At 35.6% G+C, this 20,895-nt stretch carries 24 protein-coding genes and 1 other annotated feature; of the genes, 19 read left to right on the top strand and 5 right to left on the bottom strand.

From position 1 onward, the window contains the following. Positions 1–76: 76 nt before the first annotated feature. Together DW761_RS10960 and DW761_RS10965 are read right to left on the bottom strand one after the other, a co-directional pair. Positions 77–754, bottom strand: a complete 678-nt coding sequence (locus DW761_RS10960) for a suppressor of fused domain protein (protein ID WP_117452466.1) — start codon at positions 752–754, stop codon at positions 77–79. 10 nt (positions 755–764) lie between these two features. After that, entirely contained in the window at positions 765–2,423 is a 1,659-nt protein-coding gene (locus DW761_RS10965) for an Rqc2 family fibronectin-binding protein (protein ID WP_117452465.1), read from the bottom strand. 114 nt (positions 2,424–2,537) lie between these two features. Here DW761_RS10965 and gmk point away from each other — a divergent pair, with 114 nt between their 5' ends. Then, positions 2,538–3,110: a guanylate kinase gene (gmk, locus tag DW761_RS10970; protein ID WP_117452464.1), complete on the top strand. Its 573-nt coding sequence runs from the start codon at positions 2,538–2,540 to the stop codon at positions 3,108–3,110. Positions 3,111–3,196: 86 nt separating this feature from the next. Here gmk and gdhA read toward each other — a convergent pair whose 3' ends face one another. Then, complete coding sequence (gene gdhA / locus DW761_RS10975; RefSeq protein ID WP_117452463.1) at positions 3,197–4,528, bottom strand: NADP-specific glutamate dehydrogenase; 1,332 nt, start codon at positions 4,526–4,528, stop codon at positions 3,197–3,199. Positions 4,529–4,700: 172 nt separating this feature from the next. Between gdhA and DW761_RS10980 the strand changes: the two genes are divergently transcribed. The 6 genes from DW761_RS10980 (at position 4,701) to DW761_RS11005 (ending at position 10,509) form a co-directional block, all read left to right on the top strand. Beyond that, positions 4,701–4,937 (top strand): FeoA family protein, encoded by a 237-nt coding sequence (locus DW761_RS10980; protein ID WP_233513085.1) that lies wholly within the window; start codon positions 4,701–4,703, stop codon positions 4,935–4,937. Continuing rightward, positions 4,934–7,045, top strand: coding sequence for a ferrous iron transport protein B (gene feoB / locus DW761_RS10985; RefSeq protein WP_117452461.1), 2,112 nt, complete (start codon positions 4,934–4,936; stop codon positions 7,043–7,045). The genes DW761_RS10980 and feoB overlap by 4 nt, the downstream gene beginning before the upstream one ends. 40 nt (positions 7,046–7,085) lie before the next feature. Next, entirely contained in the window at positions 7,086–7,556 is a 471-nt protein-coding gene (locus tag DW761_RS10990) for an LURP-one-related/scramblase family protein (protein WP_117452460.1), read from the top strand. A gap of 193 nt (positions 7,557–7,749) precedes the next feature. After that, entirely contained in the window at positions 7,750–8,379 is a 630-nt protein-coding gene (locus tag DW761_RS10995) for a cysteine hydrolase family protein (protein ID WP_117452459.1), read from the top strand. 2 nt (positions 8,380–8,381) lie between these two features. Next, positions 8,382–9,860, top strand: a complete 1,479-nt coding sequence (locus DW761_RS11000; RefSeq protein WP_117452458.1) for a nicotinate phosphoribosyltransferase — start codon at positions 8,382–8,384, stop codon at positions 9,858–9,860. After that, the gene (locus DW761_RS11005) at positions 9,853–10,509 is read left to right on the top strand and encodes a hypothetical protein (RefSeq protein WP_117452457.1); all 657 of its coding nucleotides are present in this window, start codon (positions 9,853–9,855) and stop codon (positions 10,507–10,509) included. Before DW761_RS11000 ends, DW761_RS11005 begins: the two co-directional genes overlap by 8 nt. Positions 10,510–10,520: 11 nt before the next feature. Here the strand turns inward: DW761_RS11005 and DW761_RS11010 are convergent, their stop codons facing one another. Further along, the gene (locus DW761_RS11010; RefSeq protein ID WP_117452456.1) at positions 10,521–11,345 is read right to left on the bottom strand and encodes an alpha/beta hydrolase; all 825 of its coding nucleotides are present in this window, start codon (positions 11,343–11,345) and stop codon (positions 10,521–10,523) included. A 94-nt stretch (positions 11,346–11,439) separates the two neighbouring features. On the opposite strand from DW761_RS11010, the gene DW761_RS11015 reads away from it, so the two are divergent. Together DW761_RS11015 and DW761_RS11020 are read left to right on the top strand one after the other, a co-directional pair. Continuing rightward, entirely contained in the window at positions 11,440–12,171 is a 732-nt protein-coding gene (locus DW761_RS11015; RefSeq protein ID WP_158552154.1) for an amidohydrolase family protein, read from the top strand. 60 nt (positions 12,172–12,231) lie between these two features. Continuing rightward, entirely contained in the window at positions 12,232–12,696 is a 465-nt protein-coding gene (locus DW761_RS11020) for a DUF4352 domain-containing protein (RefSeq protein WP_117452454.1), read from the top strand. 26 nt (positions 12,697–12,722) lie between these two features. On the opposite strand, the gene DW761_RS11025 is transcribed toward DW761_RS11020, so the two are convergent. After that, positions 12,723–13,007, bottom strand: a complete 285-nt coding sequence (locus DW761_RS11025) for a hypothetical protein (RefSeq protein WP_117452453.1) — start codon at positions 13,005–13,007, stop codon at positions 12,723–12,725. Positions 13,008–13,165: 158 nt separating this feature from the next. Here DW761_RS11025 and DW761_RS11030 point away from each other — a divergent pair, with 158 nt between their 5' ends. The 10 genes from DW761_RS11030 to DW761_RS11075 all read left to right on the top strand — a co-directional run bounded on the left by DW761_RS11030 (position 13,166) and on the right by DW761_RS11075 (position 20,891). Next, complete coding sequence (locus DW761_RS11030; RefSeq protein ID WP_117452452.1) at positions 13,166–13,489, top strand: DUF6442 family protein; 324 nt, start codon at positions 13,166–13,168, stop codon at positions 13,487–13,489. A gap of 10 nt (positions 13,490–13,499) precedes the next feature. Next, on the top strand, positions 13,500–13,718 hold the full coding sequence (locus DW761_RS11035) for a helix-turn-helix transcriptional regulator (RefSeq protein ID WP_117452451.1): 219 nt from the start codon (positions 13,500–13,502) through the stop codon (positions 13,716–13,718). A 97-nt stretch (positions 13,719–13,815) separates the two neighbouring features. Next, positions 13,816–14,328: a nitroreductase family protein gene (locus tag DW761_RS11040; RefSeq protein ID WP_117452450.1), complete on the top strand. Its 513-nt coding sequence runs from the start codon at positions 13,816–13,818 to the stop codon at positions 14,326–14,328. A 15-nt stretch (positions 14,329–14,343) separates the two neighbouring features. Further along, entirely contained in the window at positions 14,344–14,817 is a 474-nt protein-coding gene (locus DW761_RS11045; RefSeq protein ID WP_117452449.1) for a flavodoxin, read from the top strand. Positions 14,818–15,043: 226 nt separating this feature from the next. Then, positions 15,044–15,901, top strand: a complete 858-nt coding sequence (locus tag DW761_RS11050; protein ID WP_117452448.1) for a GNAT family N-acetyltransferase — start codon at positions 15,044–15,046, stop codon at positions 15,899–15,901. 38 nt (positions 15,902–15,939) lie between these two features. Next, positions 15,940–16,192 (top strand) — a binding site (T-box leader). A 36-nt stretch (positions 16,193–16,228) separates the two neighbouring features. Continuing rightward, positions 16,229–17,263 (top strand): methionine ABC transporter ATP-binding protein, encoded by a 1,035-nt coding sequence (locus DW761_RS11055; RefSeq protein ID WP_117452447.1) that lies wholly within the window; start codon positions 16,229–16,231, stop codon positions 17,261–17,263. Further along, positions 17,257–17,937, top strand: a complete 681-nt coding sequence (locus DW761_RS11060; protein WP_117452446.1) for a methionine ABC transporter permease — start codon at positions 17,257–17,259, stop codon at positions 17,935–17,937. The genes DW761_RS11055 and DW761_RS11060 overlap by 7 nt, the downstream gene beginning before the upstream one ends. 25 nt (positions 17,938–17,962) lie before the next feature. Continuing rightward, on the top strand, positions 17,963–18,778 hold the full coding sequence (locus DW761_RS11065; protein ID WP_117452445.1) for a MetQ/NlpA family ABC transporter substrate-binding protein: 816 nt from the start codon (positions 17,963–17,965) through the stop codon (positions 18,776–18,778). 6 nt (positions 18,779–18,784) lie between these two features. Then, on the top strand, positions 18,785–19,954 hold the full coding sequence (locus DW761_RS11070; protein WP_117452444.1) for a M20 metallopeptidase family protein: 1,170 nt from the start codon (positions 18,785–18,787) through the stop codon (positions 19,952–19,954). A 175-nt stretch (positions 19,955–20,129) separates the two neighbouring features. Then, positions 20,130–20,891, top strand: coding sequence for a hypothetical protein (locus DW761_RS11075; RefSeq protein WP_117452443.1), 762 nt, complete (start codon positions 20,130–20,132; stop codon positions 20,889–20,891). Positions 20,892–20,895: the final 4 nt, after the last annotated feature.

The raw sequence follows: 20,895 nt of genomic DNA on the forward strand, positions 1-20,895 counted from the left end.
AGCTATATTCCTGATTTTTGTTTTTGTCAATACCCTTAACTTATTGGCATTGGTTCATTTCTTCTCTTTTTTTATATTATATAACACTTTCTCTTGTATAATCTGTCAGGGTATCTGGCAGTTTTTCTAATAGATCATGGACACGATAGGTATGATCTACGATTGCTTGAAGTTCTTGATCCTGCATACCAATCAGCTGTACAAATTGTACTTTGCCATTTGGGGTATCAATTTCGCCTGCTTCATCTAAGGTAGTGATAAAGCCTGTAATCTTACTTTCAGCTTTTACATCCATACCGGTTTTCTGCCCTGTATAGATATATTCTTCAGGTTGAAAGATATCACCATGTTGAAAGGTTTCTCTGGCTAATGCCTGAAGGATACCACAGATGCCTTTGATTTCAGCTTCATCATCAGATAAACCTGCTTTTTTTAGTTTTAAGGTCAACTCAAAGCCATAACCGCTATATTCTTTATTTTCAAATTCTTTTTCATACAGCTCACTAAAACCATAGGTTACAAAGTGATAATAATCACTTGCTTCATAAATACTGATACCTTGTAAAGGATCATTGCCGCCTAATCGCCATGGAATCAAAACACCATAGTGTCTGGGATCCTTCTGATCTGGATAAAGCTTTTCAAAAGCTTGTGTAATTGCATGCCATCCAGTTGCATCCAATTCTTCATCTTTTACTTCTTCAACAGCAGGTTGTATTTCTTTTTTCGCTTTTTTCTTAGAAAACAGTCCCATAAGCTCCTCCTTATTTCTGATGAACCATATGTTCATCAATCAGTTGTTGAATATAAGCAGCGTCTGGATCGATATAAATAGTTTTATAGGTACTTAAAGATACAAAGCTGCCTTTACTGCCAGGTATTTTTTTCAATTGTTTTACTAAACAGTAATTCACAGGAACACTGGATGAAAAACGTCCTTTGCTATACCATGCCGCAAGCATGGCAGCATCACGAATCAACTGTTCATCTGGATCAGGGGTTGTGATAATCACATGGGCACCATGTAAATCTTTGGCATGAAACCATGTATCATTCTTTCTTCCAAGCTTCCATGTAACATATTCATTTTGCAGGTTGTTTTTTCCCAGATACAATGTAACGTCTTCAAACTGAAATGTATCATAATGGGGCAGTTCCTGTTTCTTCTTTTTACGTATCCGGCTCTTATATGCTTTTACATAGCCTTGTTTTGCCAGTTCTTCACGAATTTCGATGGCATCTTGTATACCAGCTTGCTCCAGTTGTACTTCCATAGCTTCAAAGTAGCGGATTTCTTTTTCACACAGTTCGATCTGTTCATTTAAAATACTCTGTGCACGTTTAAATTTATGGTATTTTTGATAAAATTTATTTGCATTGGTTTTTAAATCAAAACGCATATCAATCGGAATTTTTACATCTTCACCGGTTTCAAAAGAGGGAAGTACAATCGTTTTTTCTTTTTGCAGCGTATGTTGATAGGCAAATAATAAATCACCGTATTCACGATATTTATCGCAATCCAGTGCTTCTTTTAGACTTTGCTTCAGTTTTGGAAGCTTAGATTCATTTTTTCTTAATTCTTTACGACACGCTTTGAATAAATCTCCGCTTTGTTGTTTGATCCGCACTTTTTCTTCTTTATGATAAAATAAAATATCCATACCTTTCATCAAAGGGTACACACGATAATGTGCTCCTAAATGAAGCAAAGGAATACAATGGAAAAACATATTGTCCTCAACATCACTGATATATAATTGATTTGATGATGCAATTTCCTGCATGACTTCATCAAATGATTGACCTTGTTTTATACGATATTGCATTTCTTTACTCAACAATGGAGAAAATCCGTGAAACTGTTTTGTGAAAGATTCTTCAAGATCAAATGCTTCATGATGAAAGGGATCTTGTTTCCCAACATGGGGTGCAGGTAATACATAAGCTGCCCCAGGATGAATGGTACGACTATTGTTTTCAAAAGGCGGAATACGCTTTAGCGCATCAATAATGCGCATGTCCTCATCGACTAATACCACATTGGCATATTTGCCCATGAGCTCTACATAAAAATGTTTTACATGGATATCGCCCATTTCATTTCTGGCTTCAATTTCCATATGCAGGATACGATCTAATCCAATTTGTTCCATAGAACGAATAATACCACCATCTATCTGTTTTCTTAACAGCATCACAAAATTACCCGGAACTTCCAGCGTTGTATAAGATTCCTTCGTGATATTGATACGGTTATATACACTATGTAAAGAAATCATCAGTTTTTGATTACCTTGTTGTGTACGAAGGGTAAAAAGTAATTCCGTATCACTAACTGCCTGAATCTTTAAAATCTTTGCAGGTAGACAGGTATTGATTTCATGATACAGCTGTCTTAATAATAAACCATCTAATGCCATTTTCTCACCTCAATGCTCCTATTATAACATAAAAATGAAAATCTTTATGAAACTTGTTTGACATTGATGGTTCCAGCTAGTAAAATGTTTATAAAGATGTTGAGAGGTGAGCGTATGAAGAAAGGATTGTTGATCATCATCAGTGGCCCAAGTGGTGTTGGAAAAGGTACTATTCGAAGCTACTTTATGAATGATGAATCACTGAAACTGGCTTATTCCATATCTATGACGACAAGAAGTCCTAGAGTTGGTGAAAAAGACGGTGTTGATTACATATTTACAACGAAAGAAGCGTTTGAGGAAGCTATCAAGAACGGGGAACTGCTGGAATGGGCAGAATTTGTAGGTAACTATTATGGTACGCCTATGGAGGAAGTTGAAAAACTTCGTAATGAAGGTAAAAATGTTTTACTGGAAATTGAAGTACAGGGTGCAACGCAGGTGCGTGAGAAATGTCCTGACGCATTAACGATCTTTATCATACCACCAAACATGGAAGAATTGGAAAAACGTATCCGTGGTAGAAGAAGTGAACCAGAAGAAATCGTACAGCAGCGTTTAGCAAAAGCCAGCAAAGAAATGAAGATGATGGATAATTACAAGTATATTGTATGTAATGATGATCCAAAACTGGCTGCTGATTTGATTAGTTCTATTATTAAACGCCATATGGAAACAGAAGAGTAAACGAAAGTTGGAGTAGTGATCTGCTCCTTTTTTTGTGAATGAACATAGAAAAAACCGATGAATTTCATCGGTTTTCTTTACGTGTATTATACAATACCCTGATCAATCATAGAATCTGCGACTTTGATGAATCCAGCAATGTTTGCCCCAGCCATATAGTTGTCTGGCATGCCATATTCTTCAGCAGTTTTAGAAACTGTATCAAAGATGTTTTCCATAATGCCTTTTAATTTTTCATCAACTTCTTCAAATGTCCAGCTTAAACGTGCTGAGTTCTGTGACATTTCAAGTCCTGAAGTTGCGACGCCACCTGCATTGCTTGCTTTACCTGGGGCATATAAAATCTTGTTTGCCTGTAAAACTTCAATGGCTTCTGGTGTTGTCGGCATATTGGCACCTTCACATACAGCGATGACACCATTTTTTACCAATGTTTCTGCGTCTTCTTTTTTCAATTCATTCTGTGTAGCACAAGGTAATGCGATATCGCATGGTACATTCCAAATGCTTTCTTTAGCGTGGAAAGTAGCACCTTCAACTTTTTCAGCATATTCATGAATTCTGCCACGTTTTACTTCTTTGATTTCTTTCATTACATCTAAGTTGATGCCGTTTTCATCTACAACATATCCACTAGAATCACTCATTGCGATAACTTTTGCGCCTAATGTCATAGCTTTTTCTGCGGCATAGATAGCAACATTGCCACTACCTGAAACAACCACGTTCTTACCTTCAAATGATAAGCCTTTGTTTTTTAACATCGCATTTGTGAAGTAACATAAGCCATAACCGGTAGCCTGTGTTCTTGCTAAAGAACCACCCCAGTTTAAACCTTTACCAGTTAATACACCAGTAAATTCATTACGGATACGTTTGTATTGTCCAAACATATAACCAATTTCACGTCCGCCAACACCGATATCTCCAGCAGGTACATCGGTATCTGGTCCGATATATTTACATAATTCAGTCATGAAACTCTGGCAGAAACGCATGACTTCTGCGTCACTTTTACCTTTTGGATCAAAGTCACTTCCACCTTTTCCACCGCCCATAGGCAGTCCAGTCAGACTGTTTTTAAAGATCTGTTCAAATCCTAAGAATTTGATAATACTGATGTTTACGCTTGGATGGAAACGAAGTCCACCTTTATAAGGTCCAATTGCGGAATTGAATTCCACACGGTATGCACGATTCACCTGTACCTTTCCAGAATCATCGACCCATGGAACACGGAAGATGATTTGTCGTTCTGGCTCAATAATTCGTTCAAATACACCTTTTTCTATATACTCTGGATGTTTTTCAACAACTTTCTCAAGAGAAAGCATTACTTCATCCACAGCTTGAATGAATTCTGCGTCATTTGGGTTGCGTTTACGAACTGCTTCTTTTACGAAATCTAATTTAGCCATACAATTTCCTCCTTTAGCCTGCCTATATTATAAACGCAAATTACAAAAATGAAAATAAAAAATTTAATTTTTTCATATTTTATGAAAATATATTCATTCATAATGAAAAATATAACCAGAATCTATCGTAATATTGCGACTTTTTTTATGTTTTCTACATTGTATATTATGTATGGTGATAAAGATGAATGCAAGTGAAATGAGGGAACAGCAGCTATGTGAAGTTATAAGAGTACATATGGAGGAAGCAGATACCAAACGATTATTTTATCTAGGTATTTATGAAGGTGCAATCATCAGGCTGATACAAAAAGCGCCCCTTCAAGATCCTTATCTGTTTTATGTACAGGGAACACATCTGATTTTAAGAAAGCAGGATGCACAAAGAATTGAGGTGAAATGTTTATGAAGGAATATACAATTGCTTTTGTAGGAAATCCCAATGTTGGAAAAAGTGCATGGATCAATGCATTAAGTGATGCAGATTTTAAAGTCGGCAACTGGCCTGGTGTAACAGTAGAGCGTAAAGAGGCAACCATCAAATACCATGGGAATCTATATCATCTGATTGATTTGCCTGGCTGTTACAGCTTGAATAAACAAGAAAATGAAGAACGTATTACCAGTGATTTTCTTCAAAAGGAACAGGTTGATCTGATTGTGAATGTTGTGGATGCTAGTAATCTTTCTCATAACCTGTATCTAACGCTGTTGTTAAGGGAACTACAGATTCCCATGCTGATCATTTTTAACTTTATGGATGTAGTAGAAAAGTGTGCCATACATATCGACCATACCAGAATTTCCAAGCGTTTACAGATACCGATTCTGTGTGTGAGCGCATTTCGTAAAAAAGATAAACAACTTGTTTGGGATGCCATTTGTACACAGATTCATCAGGATGGATTTTATTATCCATTATTATCTAATGAAGATGTAGAAATCTATGTGCATGTATATAACTATCTGGATGATCATTTACCATCCTATGTTACATGGAATGAGCAACATCGTCATGTATTTACCTTACAGGTTTTAAAACAGGAGGAAACAGCATGGAAACAGTTGGAGGGATGGCAAATAGATCTGGAAGCTATCAAAGCACTGTCACAGGGAATGAATAAAGAGCGTATAGAAAAAAGCCGGTATCATGTGATAGCTTCTTTAATGAATTATGTAGAAGAAGATGAACAAAAGCGATTTGCTTTTACACGGAAAATAGATCGTATCCTGCTGCATAAATATTTTGGTCTGCCACTTTTTTTTGTGATCTTTACGTTTCTTTTATTATTTGTTTTTCAATTCAGTGCACCATATAATGCACTCATAGACTTTTTGATAAATGATATCTTGAAAAAATATCTTGCCCACGCAATTCTATCGTTTCCTATCGCATTTCAACATCTTTTGCTGGATGGTATATTAGCAGGGGTAGGTGGTGTATTGACCTTTGTGCCTTTAATGGCAATTCTGTATATGGTGTTATCCATTTTGGAAGAAAGCGGCTATATGAGCAGAATTGCTTTTCTATTAGACCGTATGATGCATACCTTTCATCTAAGTGGAAAAAGTTTTGTGTCATTATTATTAGGCTTTGGCTGTAATGTACCAGCCATTTATGCGACAAGAACTTTGGATAATGAACATCAAAAACGTTTAACCGCTGTCTTAGTACCCTTTATGTCCTGTGGTGCCAGACTTCCAGTCTATGTATTATTTGCATCTGCTTTCTTTCCACATAAAGCTTCTTTGATGATATTGAGTGTATATGGCATTGGCATCCTGATTGCCTTGATTCTGGCCTTTCTTTTAAGTAAACAGGAAGCATTTAAAGAGGATGGACTATTCGTTTTAGAGCTGCCAAACTATCATATGCCTAATTTTCATGTGGTATTTCATAAGGTCAAAGAAGAAGTGAAAAACTATGTAAAAAAAGCCTTTGGTATCGTCTTATGGGCAATGGTAATTTTATGGGGAATCAGTTATTTTCCAACTGGTAATTTATCTGAAAGCTATATGGCAACATTTGCGAAAACGGCCGCTCCCATTTTTGAACCGGCAGGATTTGGAAATCGTTGGGAATGTGTGGCATCGTTACCAGGAGGAATCATCGCCAAAGAAACCATCGTTGGCTATTTTGGAACAGTGTTAGAAGGAGATAAAGACGCAAAACCAGCGCCAATTGATTTAGAAAAAGATATACAATCCATCAAAGAGGAAACCCTGCATGCTATCAAAAGCAGTATTCACGATACGTTCTTTCCAAATGTAAAATTAAAATCTCAAGATCAGGGTGCTGTGATCGCTGTAAAAAACCTATGGCAGGATAAATACGCAAATTTAAGAGCTTTTTGTTTTATGGTATATGTATTACTATCTATTCCATGCATTATGACTTTACAAGCGCTCTATCATGAATATGGTAAAAAAATGTTGGCATTATCCATTGCGATGATGATCATCATTCCTTATGGCGTAGCAGTATTTTTATTTCAGTTCTTTTCATTTCTTTTATAATGTGATATCGTGAAAAAGTAATAAGAAATGAGGGAAGCATATGAAACTATTATTTAAACAAAGAATATTTAGCTGGTTTGACAGTTATGATATCTATAATGAAAATGGAGAAACGCTGTTTCAGGTAGAAGGAAAACTGTCCTGGGGACATAAATTATTGATCTATGATCAGATGCATTTACAGATTGGAGAAGTAAAAGAAGAAGTATTGACACTTTTACCAAAATTCATCCTATATGATCATGGTATAGAGATTGGAAAGATTGAAAAAGAATTTACATTCTTTCGTCCAAAATTTCATCTGACATGTAACGATTGGCGTGTAGAAGGTGATTTTATGGAATGGGATTATACCGTCTTAAATGATACACGTATTATTATGCAGGCTTCAAAAGAACTGTTTCACTTCAGCGATACTTACGTTTTGGATATTGAAAGAGATGAGGATGCCTTACTATGTTTGATGATCGTACTGGCAATTGATGCAGCGAAATGTTCAAGAGGTGATTAAGATAGATGGCAAACAGTTGTTAGAACGAATAGAAAATGGTGTGCTGCCTTATATATGAATGGATTTACCTGAAGAATGTGGTTATATATCTATCTATAAAGCATGAGTAACGAGAAATCGTTACTTTTTGTTTAAAATCAAATAAAAAAAGTCTATAATAAAGAAGTATAAAAATTTTTAAAGGAGATTTTCTATGGCAAGAGTTAGCGAAATGTTTATGCAGCAATTATCTGACATGCATGTTATGGATATCAAAGATCCAATCGTATTCGTTGTGGATATGATCAATGGCTTTATCCATGAAGGCGCATTGGCAGATGAGGCAATCAATGAAATCACGCAGAATATCATAGAGGTATTAGAAGCACTGGATACCCGTAATATCTTTATCGCAGATGCACATCCACCAAAAACAAGAGAGTTTCTATCATTTCCATCTCATTGTGTGATTGGCACAAGGGAAAGTGAAGTAGTCGAAGAACTACAGCCATATATTCATGAACTATTTCATAAAAACAGTACCAATACATTTACCTGTATGGATTTTCAATCTTTTATTGAAGAAAAACGTTTGGATGCTTATCAGGATATCATCATAATGGGATGTTGCAGTGATATTTGTATCTTACAGTTTGCGCTTTGTTTAAATGCGTGGTTCAATGAGCATAATATGGTTGATCATCGTATCATCATTCCAGTGAATACCATAGATACATATCATATAGAAGGCATCCATGATGCATATAGCTGTAACGAATTTGCAATCGCAAATATGAAAGCCAATGGAATCCTTATGGTGAAAAGTTTAAGAGAGGGGAAATAAACATGAATAGTTTAGATTATAAATTTGATTTTCGTGATGAACGCAACTTAAGTCTTGTCATGGACTTTTATGAACTCACAATGAGTCAGTGTTATTTTAATTCTGATCATCGTGATCGTATAGTAACGTTTGATTTATTTTATCGTAAAAATCCAGATGAAGGCGGTTATGCGGTATTTGCGGGATTGGAAGAAGTGATTGGATATATTCAGAATCTTCATTTTGAAGATGAGGACATTGCTTATCTTCGTTCATTACATAAGTTCAGTGAACCGTTTTTAAATTATCTGCGTCACTTTATTTTTACAGGAGATATTTATGCAATCAAAGAAGGGACACCTGTATTTCCATATGAACCTTTGATTCGTGTAAAAGCGAAAATCATAGATGCACAATTGATTGAAACAGCAATGCTATTATGTATCAATCATCAGACTTTGATTGCCACAAAGGCTAGAAGAATCGTAAAAGCCGCAAAAGGCAGGGCTATCATGGAATTTGGTGCTCGCCGTGCGCATAATTTTGACTCCGCAAACTATGGGGCACGTGCTGCTTATATTGGAGGTGTTGCAGGGACTGCGACAACCTATGCCGGTCAAAAGTTTGGTATGCCGGTACTTGGTACTATGGCACATTCTTTTGTCCAGTCTTTTGACAGTGAATATGAAGCTTTTTTAGCGTATGCGAAAACCTATCCAGACAGCTGTACTGTGCTTTTAGATACCTATGATACATTAAACAGTGGATTGATCAATGCGATACGTGTCGCAAAAGATTATTTAGAACCTAATGGCTATCGTATGCAGGGAGTACGAATTGATAGTGGTGATATGGCTTATTTATCAAAGAAAATTCGTAAAGCTTTGGATGAGGCAGGAATGCAGGACTGTAATATTGTCGTATCCAATTCTTTAGATGAATACCTGATTAAATCATTGATCGATCAGGGAGCACAGATCAACAGCATGGGTGTTGGGGAAAATTTAGTATGTAGTAAATCAGCACCAGTATTTGGTGGGGTTTATAAAATGAGCTCCGTGTATGAAAATGGAGAAATGATTCCTAAAATCAAGGTAAGTGAAAATGTAGAAAAGGTGACCAATCCAGGCTTTAAAGACTTATATCGTATTTATGATAAAGAAAGTGGCAAAGCGATTGGTGATTTGATGACGCTTCATGGAGAAGTGATAGATCCCAAAAAAGACTTAACGATCTATCATCAGATGAACAGCTGGAAGAATAAGACTATTCCAGGAGGCAACTATATTGTGAAAGATTTATTAGAACCAATTTTTGTAGAAGGACAATTGGTATATGATGTCCCAAAACTTGAAGAAATCCGTGCATATAGTGAACAAGAATTTCAATGTATGTGGGATGAAATCTTACGTTTTGAATATCCGCAGACTTATTATGTGGACTTAAGCAAAAAGCTGCTGGATTTAAAATTGAAAATGTTGGAGGATGTAAAACATGGATAAAAAAGAGACTTTCTTAAAGCGGGTCTTCCATATTTGTGTATTGATTTATGCCATTACACTGGTATTTAGTTTTTATAGAGGCATTACAAATGAGGATTGGAATGCTGTTGGAATGAGCTTTGTGGCTATTTTAACCCCATTGATCGTACCTGTAGCATTTAAAATATTTCATTTTCAACCAGTATATGAAATCTATATCGTATCTACGATATTTACCTACTTTGCGTCTTTGATTGGCAGTGGATTCCACTGGTATTCTTATACCGGATTTGATAAAGTACTGCATTTTTCAAGTGGATGGTTCATTACGACCCTGGCAGTCATTTTGTATTTCTTTTTGAAAAAAAGCAACAAATTCAAAGATCAAACAGATTATCATGTATTTCTGGTATTTATTAATGCTGTCAATATCGCAGTTGGTGAAATCTGGGAATTTTATGAATATGCCATGCTGGTATTCTTTAATAATGATTGTATTAATCATTATTCACAAGGGGTACATGATACGATTACAGATGTGATGTGCGCAACTCTTGCGGGTATCTTATTAACCTTGTTGATTATCCGTTATCACAAAACTGGCAAAGGCAATTTCTTTACCAACGTATATGAAAAATTCTATGAAAGAAATATAGCACCCCATAAATAAAATAAAAGAAATCAGTTAGAAGACTCCTCTTCGCTGATTTCTTTTTCATTATCCATATGCATCGCTCTTTGTTTTTCTAAAAGCTCTTCCATGATATCTTTTGCCATCACTATTTCCTGATCGCCTAAAATCTGTTTTTTCAAAAAGGCCTTCATGAGGATATAACATTCCCAATTGACTTTTTCATCCATCAACAAACGATGATGCCCTTCATGTAGGATTACCATTTTCTTATGATCATGAGGTATTTTATCATATGCCCATAAAGAACTTTTGATAGAAATTACTTCATCCTCATCTCCATGCAGGATCAAGACAGGACATTCTACATCGGTAATATATTTCTTCAGATTCTTCACAATATCTGTGAAGGCACTATAAAACGAGGAAGGAAGCTTGATTTCTTCTTTTTTCTCATTTGACCAAAGACTGGCGGCTGTTTTACTGATCACACCACCAACAGAATCCATATTAATATAACTAAATGCAGGAGCCATTAATACCAAACGATCCACCTGGAAGGTCGCCGCTAGATAACTGGCAATGACACCACCCATGGAAAAGCCAACCAGATAGATGGGGCGTTTTGTTTTCTTATATTCTTTGACTACATCTTTTGCCCGTTGCAGCCAGGTTTTCCAATCACAATCAGATGCATCGAATATATCATACATATCAAATGTAATTATGGTGAAACCATCTTTTTCTCCCCACAATTTAAAATTATCAAACTCATGTTTTGTACGTCGTCCATAACCATGAATTGTAATGATGACAGGTTCAGAAACTGTCTGGTTTTCATTTTTCTGGAAGTATTGTTTTAATTTTTCAAACATAAAATGCCTCCTTTCTACCTCATTATATCATAAAAAACATACCATTCTATGTGAAATTGTCTTATAATAAAGATAAGCGATTAGGAGAATGCAAGTGAGAAAAAAAGCAACATTACTGATTACCCATATACATAAATTATATACATGTAAAGAAATTGGCCATCATATGGTGGTTTTATCGAATGCCTATGTTGGAATCTATCATGATTTCATTATTGAAGTAGGTGTGAAGGATTATTCCCATTTAATCGATAAAGATACGCGTGTTGTGGATGCGACAGGACATATCATGGTGCCTGGATTTATTGATGTTTGTATGAATCTTCCCAAATTACATCGATTTGATGAAGCCAGAATCCTGCAGGAAACAGCGATTTCCTATATGCGTCATGGTGTAACCAGTTTATATATCGAAGAACCAAAGCCAATCTGGTATTGTGAATCATTTATTTATGAAATATACTGGCAAAGAAAACAGGCAAATGGATATCCCATCATGGACTTAGAAACAATATTAAAACAAAATCAAAAACGCAAACACTTTTGTCTAAGTGCTGGCTATAACAGTGAAAATCCTTTATTAAGTGCGCAGATGTATCATATCAAACAGCAGATATCCTGTGTCACCTTATTGAATGCATTATGTAAATATCCCGCGAAACGTCTGCGGTTAAAACATGTCGGTATTATTGATACAGGAATGCAGGCAGATATGTTATTGGTAAACGCCTTAGATTTAGAGGAAATGTTTTCCAGTCTGCAGGATCAAAAAATTTATCAGGTGATTAAAAAAGGTGTACGAATTTATCCAAATGTGATTGTCTGATACAAAGTTCGACAGTTTTTCACAATGATATCATATAGTATGGTATAGAGGTGAAAAACAATGGAGATACTGCAACATGAACATAATAGAAACAATATCCTGTTAACCAATGATTACTGTCCCAATCAGGCGATGATCAATGAATTTCAAACGATTTTCTTTACTTGTAAATTAACCCAGATAGAACTTGCGGGTAAAGAAATTGATGATTTTATCGTTGATGATGGCGCACAGTTTTTGATACTGCATCTAAAGGTAACCAATATCACAAATGAGATATTGACTATGTATAAGGATGATTTTATGATCACCTTTGATCAGGATGGCCCTTATGAAGCAGAAAATAATTTTGGTGTCAGAAATCAGTTTCCAGATGAATATGCCCTGAAACCTCAGGAGTCAAAAAGCGGTAAACTGATTTTTATTATATCAAACAGTGCTACGAAGATCATGATGACATATACAGAATATTTTGATGATGAAAGTGAAGGTAAAACATATAAATTAAAATATAAAATAAAATGAAAGCAGAGAATATCCGCTTTCATTTTTTATGGAAATACGCAAAGAAAATAAATGGCCGCAAAGATAGTGAATAGATAAAATAAACCATCTAATATAATAAAATATTTTAAAATAGTCATTGCGGTTTTCTTCCATCCTTCATGATATCGATCAAACATATGCTTACGTTTCAATAATACATATACAACAATGGCCACAATGATCATAAAAACAGCCCAACCGATATAAATTGGCACCAATAATTTTAACACTTCTAAAGTAAAAACGATGCCAAGCATTGGTAAAATCAAAAATAAAGAAATAAATGCCATAGAAATTCCCCTTTCTTGTAAGAATTATCCCATGTTTTCCATGAATTGCAAGCTGCTTTTTAAAATGTAAAGTTTTGTTTGCAAAAAATGACAAGTTTTATTGACAATTAATAATTTTACCGCTATATTGTAAGTGAAGAAACTGGGAGGCATGACCTATGGAAAAAGATAAAATTTTAGCTTTAAGCAGAGAAGAAAATAAGAAACGTGATGAGGGAAAATTGTTTGTGGAACGCCAAAGTTATGCGAATGGATTTATCGCGATACAAGTTTTGGTTTGTGTATTTTATTTATACCGGATATTATTTTTTGAAGATGCGAAACAGGCTCATTTTCTGTTTGGACCAAGTATTTTAGGATTATGTATTTATCAAGTCACAAGTTATTATTACACACGAAAAATCGCAAATTTAATTGGTGCTTTATTTTTTGGATTTGGGGCAGCTATATTTATTTTTAAATTGTTTATGGGAACTATTTAGGGATGTCATTATGAATGAAAAGTTAATGTTTAAAAATCATATCAGAGAAGCTCGTAAAGAAAAAAAGTTATCACAGGGAGAATTAGCAGAGATGGTCGGCGTATCTCGCCAAACGATCTCATCGATTGAAACTGGTTTATTTCATCCAACCGCAAAGCTTGCGTTGATCTTATGTATTGCCTTAGATCAAAAGTTTGAGGATATGTTCTATTTTGAAGAAATTGATTGATATCTATACATGCTACGTATATCAAATCATGCTGGATAGGCATTAGACATTTTGAATTGGCAGTATTAGAATAGAGGTATATAAAGGAGGCATCATTATGGAATTTCAAGAAGTTGTGAAAAAGCGTTATGCATGTAAAAGCTTTGATGGTACATTAGTGGATCAAAAGCAATTGGATATCATTTTAGAAGCTGGAAGATTAGCACCAACTGCTAAAAATCTTCAGGAGCAGCGTATTTATGTTGTTCAATCTCAAGAAGGATTAAACAAAATTGACAAGGTTACACCATGTCGATATGGGGCAGCCACCGTGATCATTGTGGCATTTGATAAGCATCATGTCTTTACATATCCTGGCGAAAAACGTGATTCCGGTATTGAGGATGCGACAATTGTGGCAACTCATATGATGCTGGCAGCACACTCAGTTGGTGTAGATAGCTGCTGGGTTAACTTTTTTGACCCGGAAATTGTCGCAAAAGAATTTGCACTTCCAGATAATGAAGAAGTGTTGATGATCTTAGATCTAGGGTATGCCAGTGAAGGCACAAAACCTCTTGCCAATCATGAACTAAGAAAAGCATTATCTGAAACAGTAACATATCTATAAGAGGAGGTGTTTGTTATGAGTCATACTTTGGTAGCATATTTTTCCGCAAGTGGAGTTACTGCAAAATTAGCTAAAAGATTGGCCTCTTTGACAGATGCAGATGTACATGAAATCATACCAGAAGTTCCATATACATCAAAAGATCTGGATTGGATGGACCATAATAGCCGCTCTTCTATTGAGATGAAAGATAAGACTTATCGTCCAGCAATTGCAAATAAGGTAGAAAATATAGATCAATACGATATGATTTATATAGGATTTCCTATTTGGTGGTATGTAGCACCAACCATTATCAATACGTTTTTAGAACAGTATGATTTAAAAGGTAAAACAATCATTCCATTTGCGACATCCGGCTCTAGTCAGATGGGAAAAACCAATGAGGAATTAAAACCATCCTGCCCAGGTGCTGTATTAAAAGAAGGAAAACGTTTTGATGCAGATGCGAGTGATGAAGAATTAAAAGCGTGGATTCAGCAATTATAACAAAAGAAGCCTCATTTCTTACCTGAAATGGGGCTTTCTTAATTGTAAACACACAAAAGAAATGATAAAATAAACACAACGAAAGGCAGGTGGTCTGTATGAAAAATCATAATATACTACAAAGGAAAAATACAGCACACCTGATGAAGAAACAGTAGCTGGGTATCCTTTGGGATACTTTTTTTCCTTTATCTGCAACTTCAATTGTATAAAAGGAGAGGAAAACATGAACATAATGAAATGCAACAAAGAATGGATGAAGGTCATGATTCAGATGCCTTCATCAAGCATCCAGCAAAACAAGTCGCTTGCGCAAAATTTAGAAGAAGGATTACCATTAGAAAACTGTTATATCGCGATAAAAAATAAACGCTGTGTTTGTAGAATCGTGGTGTTTCCACAAATGAAGTATCTTGGCTATTTCACAATTGAAGATATTTCTCAAGATGAAACAGATCAGTTTATGAAAACTGTTTTATCACATTTGGATACCACGATAAACTGGAGAATAGATTTATATGGAGATAAAAAGAATTATCAGAAAATTTATACTACGTTAAGAAAGTATTTTCAAACAGAAATCAAAAGAGAGAGTTATACCGTAACATGCCATTTACAGGAATCAGATGATCATTTATTTCAAAAAGCAGATAAGCTTCAAAAGGAAGAAATTATCTCAATCATTCAACGTGTGAATGAAACAACATATGATCGATTGATTTTAAAAGGGCACAGGCAAGATGGCGCAAAGCAGTTGTATGAGGAAATGCGGCAGGAGAAGGATTTGTTTCAGGTGCTTGTGATAAAAGAGAAACCTATTGGTTTTGTTTGCGTAAACAGACTTTTAGAAGATATTGGAGGAATTTATTATATTGGTGTTGATCCTGTTTATCAGGGACATCATTATGGTGAATTATTATTGAAAAAAGCAATACATATGGCGTATCTGGCACAAATACATACATTGATTGCGGATATTGATGAACATAATATTTACATAAGAAAACATCTGAAAAGTTGTGGATTTATGCTTGATTGTAAGGAAAGTGTATTCCTGCTACATGAAAATGAACAAAACGGTTGACAAAAACAAAAAAATCAAGTAATCTTTTTTGTAGATACAAAATGACGTTGAAAAGAAGAGTAAACAGGGAAGACTTATACAGAGAGTTCTCGTATGGTGAAAGAGAAAGAAGAAACTGCCTGCTGAAAATGGTCTTGGAGTCGCGTAGTCGAGAGCCAGCTTTAGATTACGACGTGTTCGCCCGTTAAAGCGATAGAGTATAATCTGGTAAACAGACGTACTTGATGAGATCATAACTGTGAAGTTGTGATGAAGATAGGTGGTAACACGAATGCAGCTTTCGTCCTATGAGGATGGAAGCTTTTTTATGTGATAGGAGGTTAAAGGATGATTAAATTACAAAACATCAGTAAAACATTTACGGTAAATGGAAATGATGTCCATGCGGTAAAAAATGTAAATCTGGATATTCAGGATGGTGAAATCTTTGGTATCATCGGATTTAGTGGAGCTGGTAAATCAACGCTTGTTCGCTGTATCAATCTATTGGAACGACCAAGTGAAGGAAGTGTCATCGTCAATGGGCAGGATTTGATGCGCTTGGATGCGAAAGCATTACGTGAAGTAAGAAAGAAGATTGGTATGATTTTTCAGCATTTCAATCTGATGCGTTCACGTACAGTATATCAAAACGTGGCGTTTCCATTAAAACACAGCAAGTTGTCAAAAGAAGAATTAGATAAGAAAATTCTATCTTTATTGGAGCTTGTCGATTTGAAAGAAAAAAAGGATGCATATCCTTCACAATTAAGCGGTGGACAGAAGCAGCGTGTCGCAATCGCAAGAGCACTTGCCAATGATCCTGACGTCTTGTTGTGTGATGAAGCGACCAGTGCACTGGACCCACAAACAACGCAGGCAATTTTAAAACTATTAAAACAGGTAAATGAAAAGCTGGGAATTACAATCGTATTGATTACCCATGAGATGGGTGTCATTAAAGATATCTGTGATCGTGTTGCGGTAATGGAAAATGGAGAAGTAAAAGAAATGGGAGATATTCTGGAAATCTTTGCTCATCCACAAGCACCAATTACAAAGAATTTTATCGAAACCGCAAGCAACGTTAATAAAATCTATGAACTGATTGAGGCAGACAGTGAAATCACTAAGCTGAAACCTGGTGAAAAAATGTTAATGTTGACATATGCCAATGTAGAAACAAAAGAGCCTTTGATTTCTGCGATATCCCGTAAGTTTCATGTGGACGCAAGTATCATCTTTGGCAATGTAGAGGTCTTAAAACATTCGCCATTGGGAAAACTTGCCATTATCTTAAGCGGAGATAAAGCAGATATTGAACAAGCACAGGAATACATTGTAGCTTGTGGCATTGAAGTGGAGGTGTTGAAAGAATGTTAGATTTTCTATATACCTTAGCTCCTAATTTAGAGCTTTTAGGCGAGGAATTATGGAAATGTACCATAGAAACCTTGCAGATGGTATTTGTATCCGGTATCATCAGTTTTATCTTTGGTATCATCTTTGGTGTGATTTTAATCGTCACAAGACCTGGTGGTATTTTAAGAAATAAAGTAATTTACAATATTTTGGATAAACTGATTAATGTGATTCGTTCAGTGCCATTCTTGATTCTGATGGTATTATTGATTCCTGTATCCCGTGCAATTGTAGGGACTGGTTCAGGTGTACAGGGTGCTTATGTTGCCCTGATTGCTGGTACTGTGCCATTCTTTTCCAGACAGATTGAAACGGCAATATCAGAAGTAGACACCGGTTTAATTGAAGCAAGTCAGGCAATGGGGGCTACACCATTTGAAATCATTACACGTGTATATTTACGTGAAAGTATTCCAAGTATTGCCCGTGTTACCATGATTACCGTTATCAATTTGATTGGGTTAACCGCAATGGCCGGAGCCATCGGTGCAGGTGGATTAGGTGATTTCGCAATTCGTTATGGATATCAGATGAACTATACCGATATGATCTGGTGTACCATCTTAATTATTCTAGTATTGATCAGTGTAATTCAGCTGATTGGTAATCTGATTATCAAAAAAACAAGTCATTAATAAATAAAAAAGGAGAGAATAAATTATGAAAAAGTTATTGACAGCAGTATTAAGTTTCACATTACTTGTAGGTTTAGCAGGATGTGGAGGAAATGACAGTAAAGATGTTACGACTGTAAAAGTTGGTGTTGTAGGGGAATACAATGCGCAATGGGATACGGTAAACAAATTATTGGAGAAGGACAATATCAAAGTAGAATTAAAGAAATTCACTGATTATGCTGCACCTAACAGAGCGTTGAATGATGGTGAAATCGATTTGAATGCTTTCCAGACAAAATCATATCTAGCAAAGAGCGTTGAAGATTTTAAATATGATATCGAAGCAATTGGTGATACCATTGTGGCACCTCTTGCCATCTACAACAATAAAGATAAAGTATCAAAAATTGAAGATATCAAAGATGGTGCTGTGATTGGTATTCCAAGTGATCAAATCAATGGCGGCCGTGCATTGAAACTATTAGAAAAAGCCGGACTGATCGAATGTGATCCAGCGAAAAAAGATGTACCATCCAAAGCAGATATCACAAAATACAATAAGAAAATTGAAATCAAAGAAGCAGAAAGTGCAACCTTAGCAAAATTATTGCCAGATATGGATGCTGCAGTTATCAATGGTGGAAATGCCATTACAGCTGGTTTAAATCCAAAAGATGATTCTATTTATATTGAAGATGTGAACTTGGAAACTGCTGGGGATATCGTAAATGTTATTGTCGCAAGAACAAAAGATAAAGACAATGAAGTATATAAGAAAGTTGTGGATGCATATCACAGTGCAGAAGCAAAGAAAACCATTGATGATACATATAAGGGTGCATTTATCTGCGCATGGTAATGCTTTATGAATATCAAACCCTATGTATTAGATGAAAAAGAGCATTTAATTGCATTACGACGTTATTTTCATGCACATCCCGAGCCTAGTTTAAAAGAATTTCATACAGCTGAAAAAATTGAACAGGAATTAGATGACTGTGGAATCAAGCATCAAAGAATCGGGGAAAGTGGCGTATATGCATGTATCAAGGGTAAAAAAGGTATGGGACATGTCATTGCGCTTCGTTGTGATATAGATGCTTTGGCAATGGATGATTTAAAAGATGAGGATTATCGTTCTGTTAATGAAGGATGTGCCCATGCCTGTGGTCATGATGCCCATACTGCCGTTTTATTAACTGTGGCAAAGATACTAAAAGCAAAAGAAAATGAATTCTCTGGGGAAGTTCGCTGCTTTTTCCAACAGGCAGAAGAAATCGGACAGGGTGCTAGACAATTTGTTGATGCCGGCTTGTTAGAGGGTGTGGATCGTGTATATGGTGCACATATGTGTAGTAGTTTAGATGTAGGAGATGTATCTTTGACACCAGGTCCTATGAATGCCAGTTGTGATTACTTCAAGATTGAGGTAAAAGGCAAAGGTGCCCATGTTTCTACACCACAGTTAGGAATTGATGCTTTATATATTGCCAGTCAGATCGTTGTGAACCTGCAAACTATCGTATCAAGAAATACAGCACCTGTAGATAGTGCGGTGGTCGGTGTAGGTGTTCTTCGTGCTGGTACACAATATAACATTGTGGCTGAGGATGCCGTATTAGAAGGTACAACCCGCAGCTTTACACCACAACAAAGAGCCTTTACCAATCAAAAAGTAGAAACGATTGCCACACAGACAGCAGCTTTATTTGGCGCAAGTGCAACGGTAACATTTAAAGATTATGCAGCACCGCTTATCAATGATGAAGATATCGCAAATGAGGTAAGTAAAATCGCAGAAGCCATTGTTGGTCCATCGCATGTGATCCATAATCAGACAAAAATGCTGCAGGCAGATGATTTTGCGGATTATCTGGCAAAAGTAAAAGGAGTCTATGCATTTATCGGCTCCAGAAATAAAGCATATCCCAATACATGTGTTGCGCTTCATCATGGATTATTTGATATAGATGAAGATGCATTATTGATTTCATGCAATTTATTTGTGGATTATACCTTAGATTATTTGAAGTAGACGGGTGAGCTTCCCGTCTTTTCTTTTTTATAAAAGGAAATTTACTATTGTAAAATACAACAATCTATTATAAAATAAAAACAACATATACTATATGTAAGCATATGCATGGATACAGTGGTATTTTGTTTGGGAAAACAGTATAATAAAAAAGATAGAAAGAAGGCGATGATGAGTGGAGTTTATAAAGAGAAATTTATTCTTTGTGATTCTATGTGTTGTCTTTTTAAGTATCGCTTTAGGACTTGGCGGTTATAAAGTATATACGATTTTAGCTAATCAGGAAGTATTTCAGATTGAACATAAAGATCCGGATACAGGGGAAGAGCCTGCAGAAAAAGAAGTAACTGAATTTACATATTTCAGTGGGGAATATGAAAGAAACAGTGGTGAAATCTTTTTTAACTGGACATTGAATAAAGCAGACAGTACTGTGGATAGCATCTTCTTATATTATGTAGATCCCATGGACAATAAAGAATCAGAATTGTTAGATGTAAGTGATTATTCCAGTTATCGGATCAATGCCAGTATTTATCAGATATTACCAGGATCTAATACATTTAAAATCAAGGCAGTCTTATCTAATGGGAAAACACTTGAGAAAACAACAACAGTGAAATTGCCATTGGTACTAGATGTGACACAGACGATCAAAGATGTAAAACCAGGAGAAGCAAAACTGACATTGTCTTATAAATATGGAAAAAACAATGAAGTAAAAGAACCACGAATTTTGATTTATAGCGATATCACTATGAATTACAAAGTCACAAAGACGGATACCAGAGTCAATGATAAATATGTTATCGTGACACAGGAATATACGTTTACATGGGATCAGTCACAAACAATCACACCGTTTACCATTCGCTGGTATTTTGCGGACATTGAATTAAACAAAGATTTTACAGCAGATTTTTCAAAGAGCGAGTAGAAAG

This window comes from Absiella sp. AM29-15 (assembly GCF_003434225.1).
Classification (GTDB): Bacteria; Bacillota_I; Bacilli_A; order Erysipelotrichales; family Erysipelotrichaceae; genus Hoskinsella; species Hoskinsella hominis.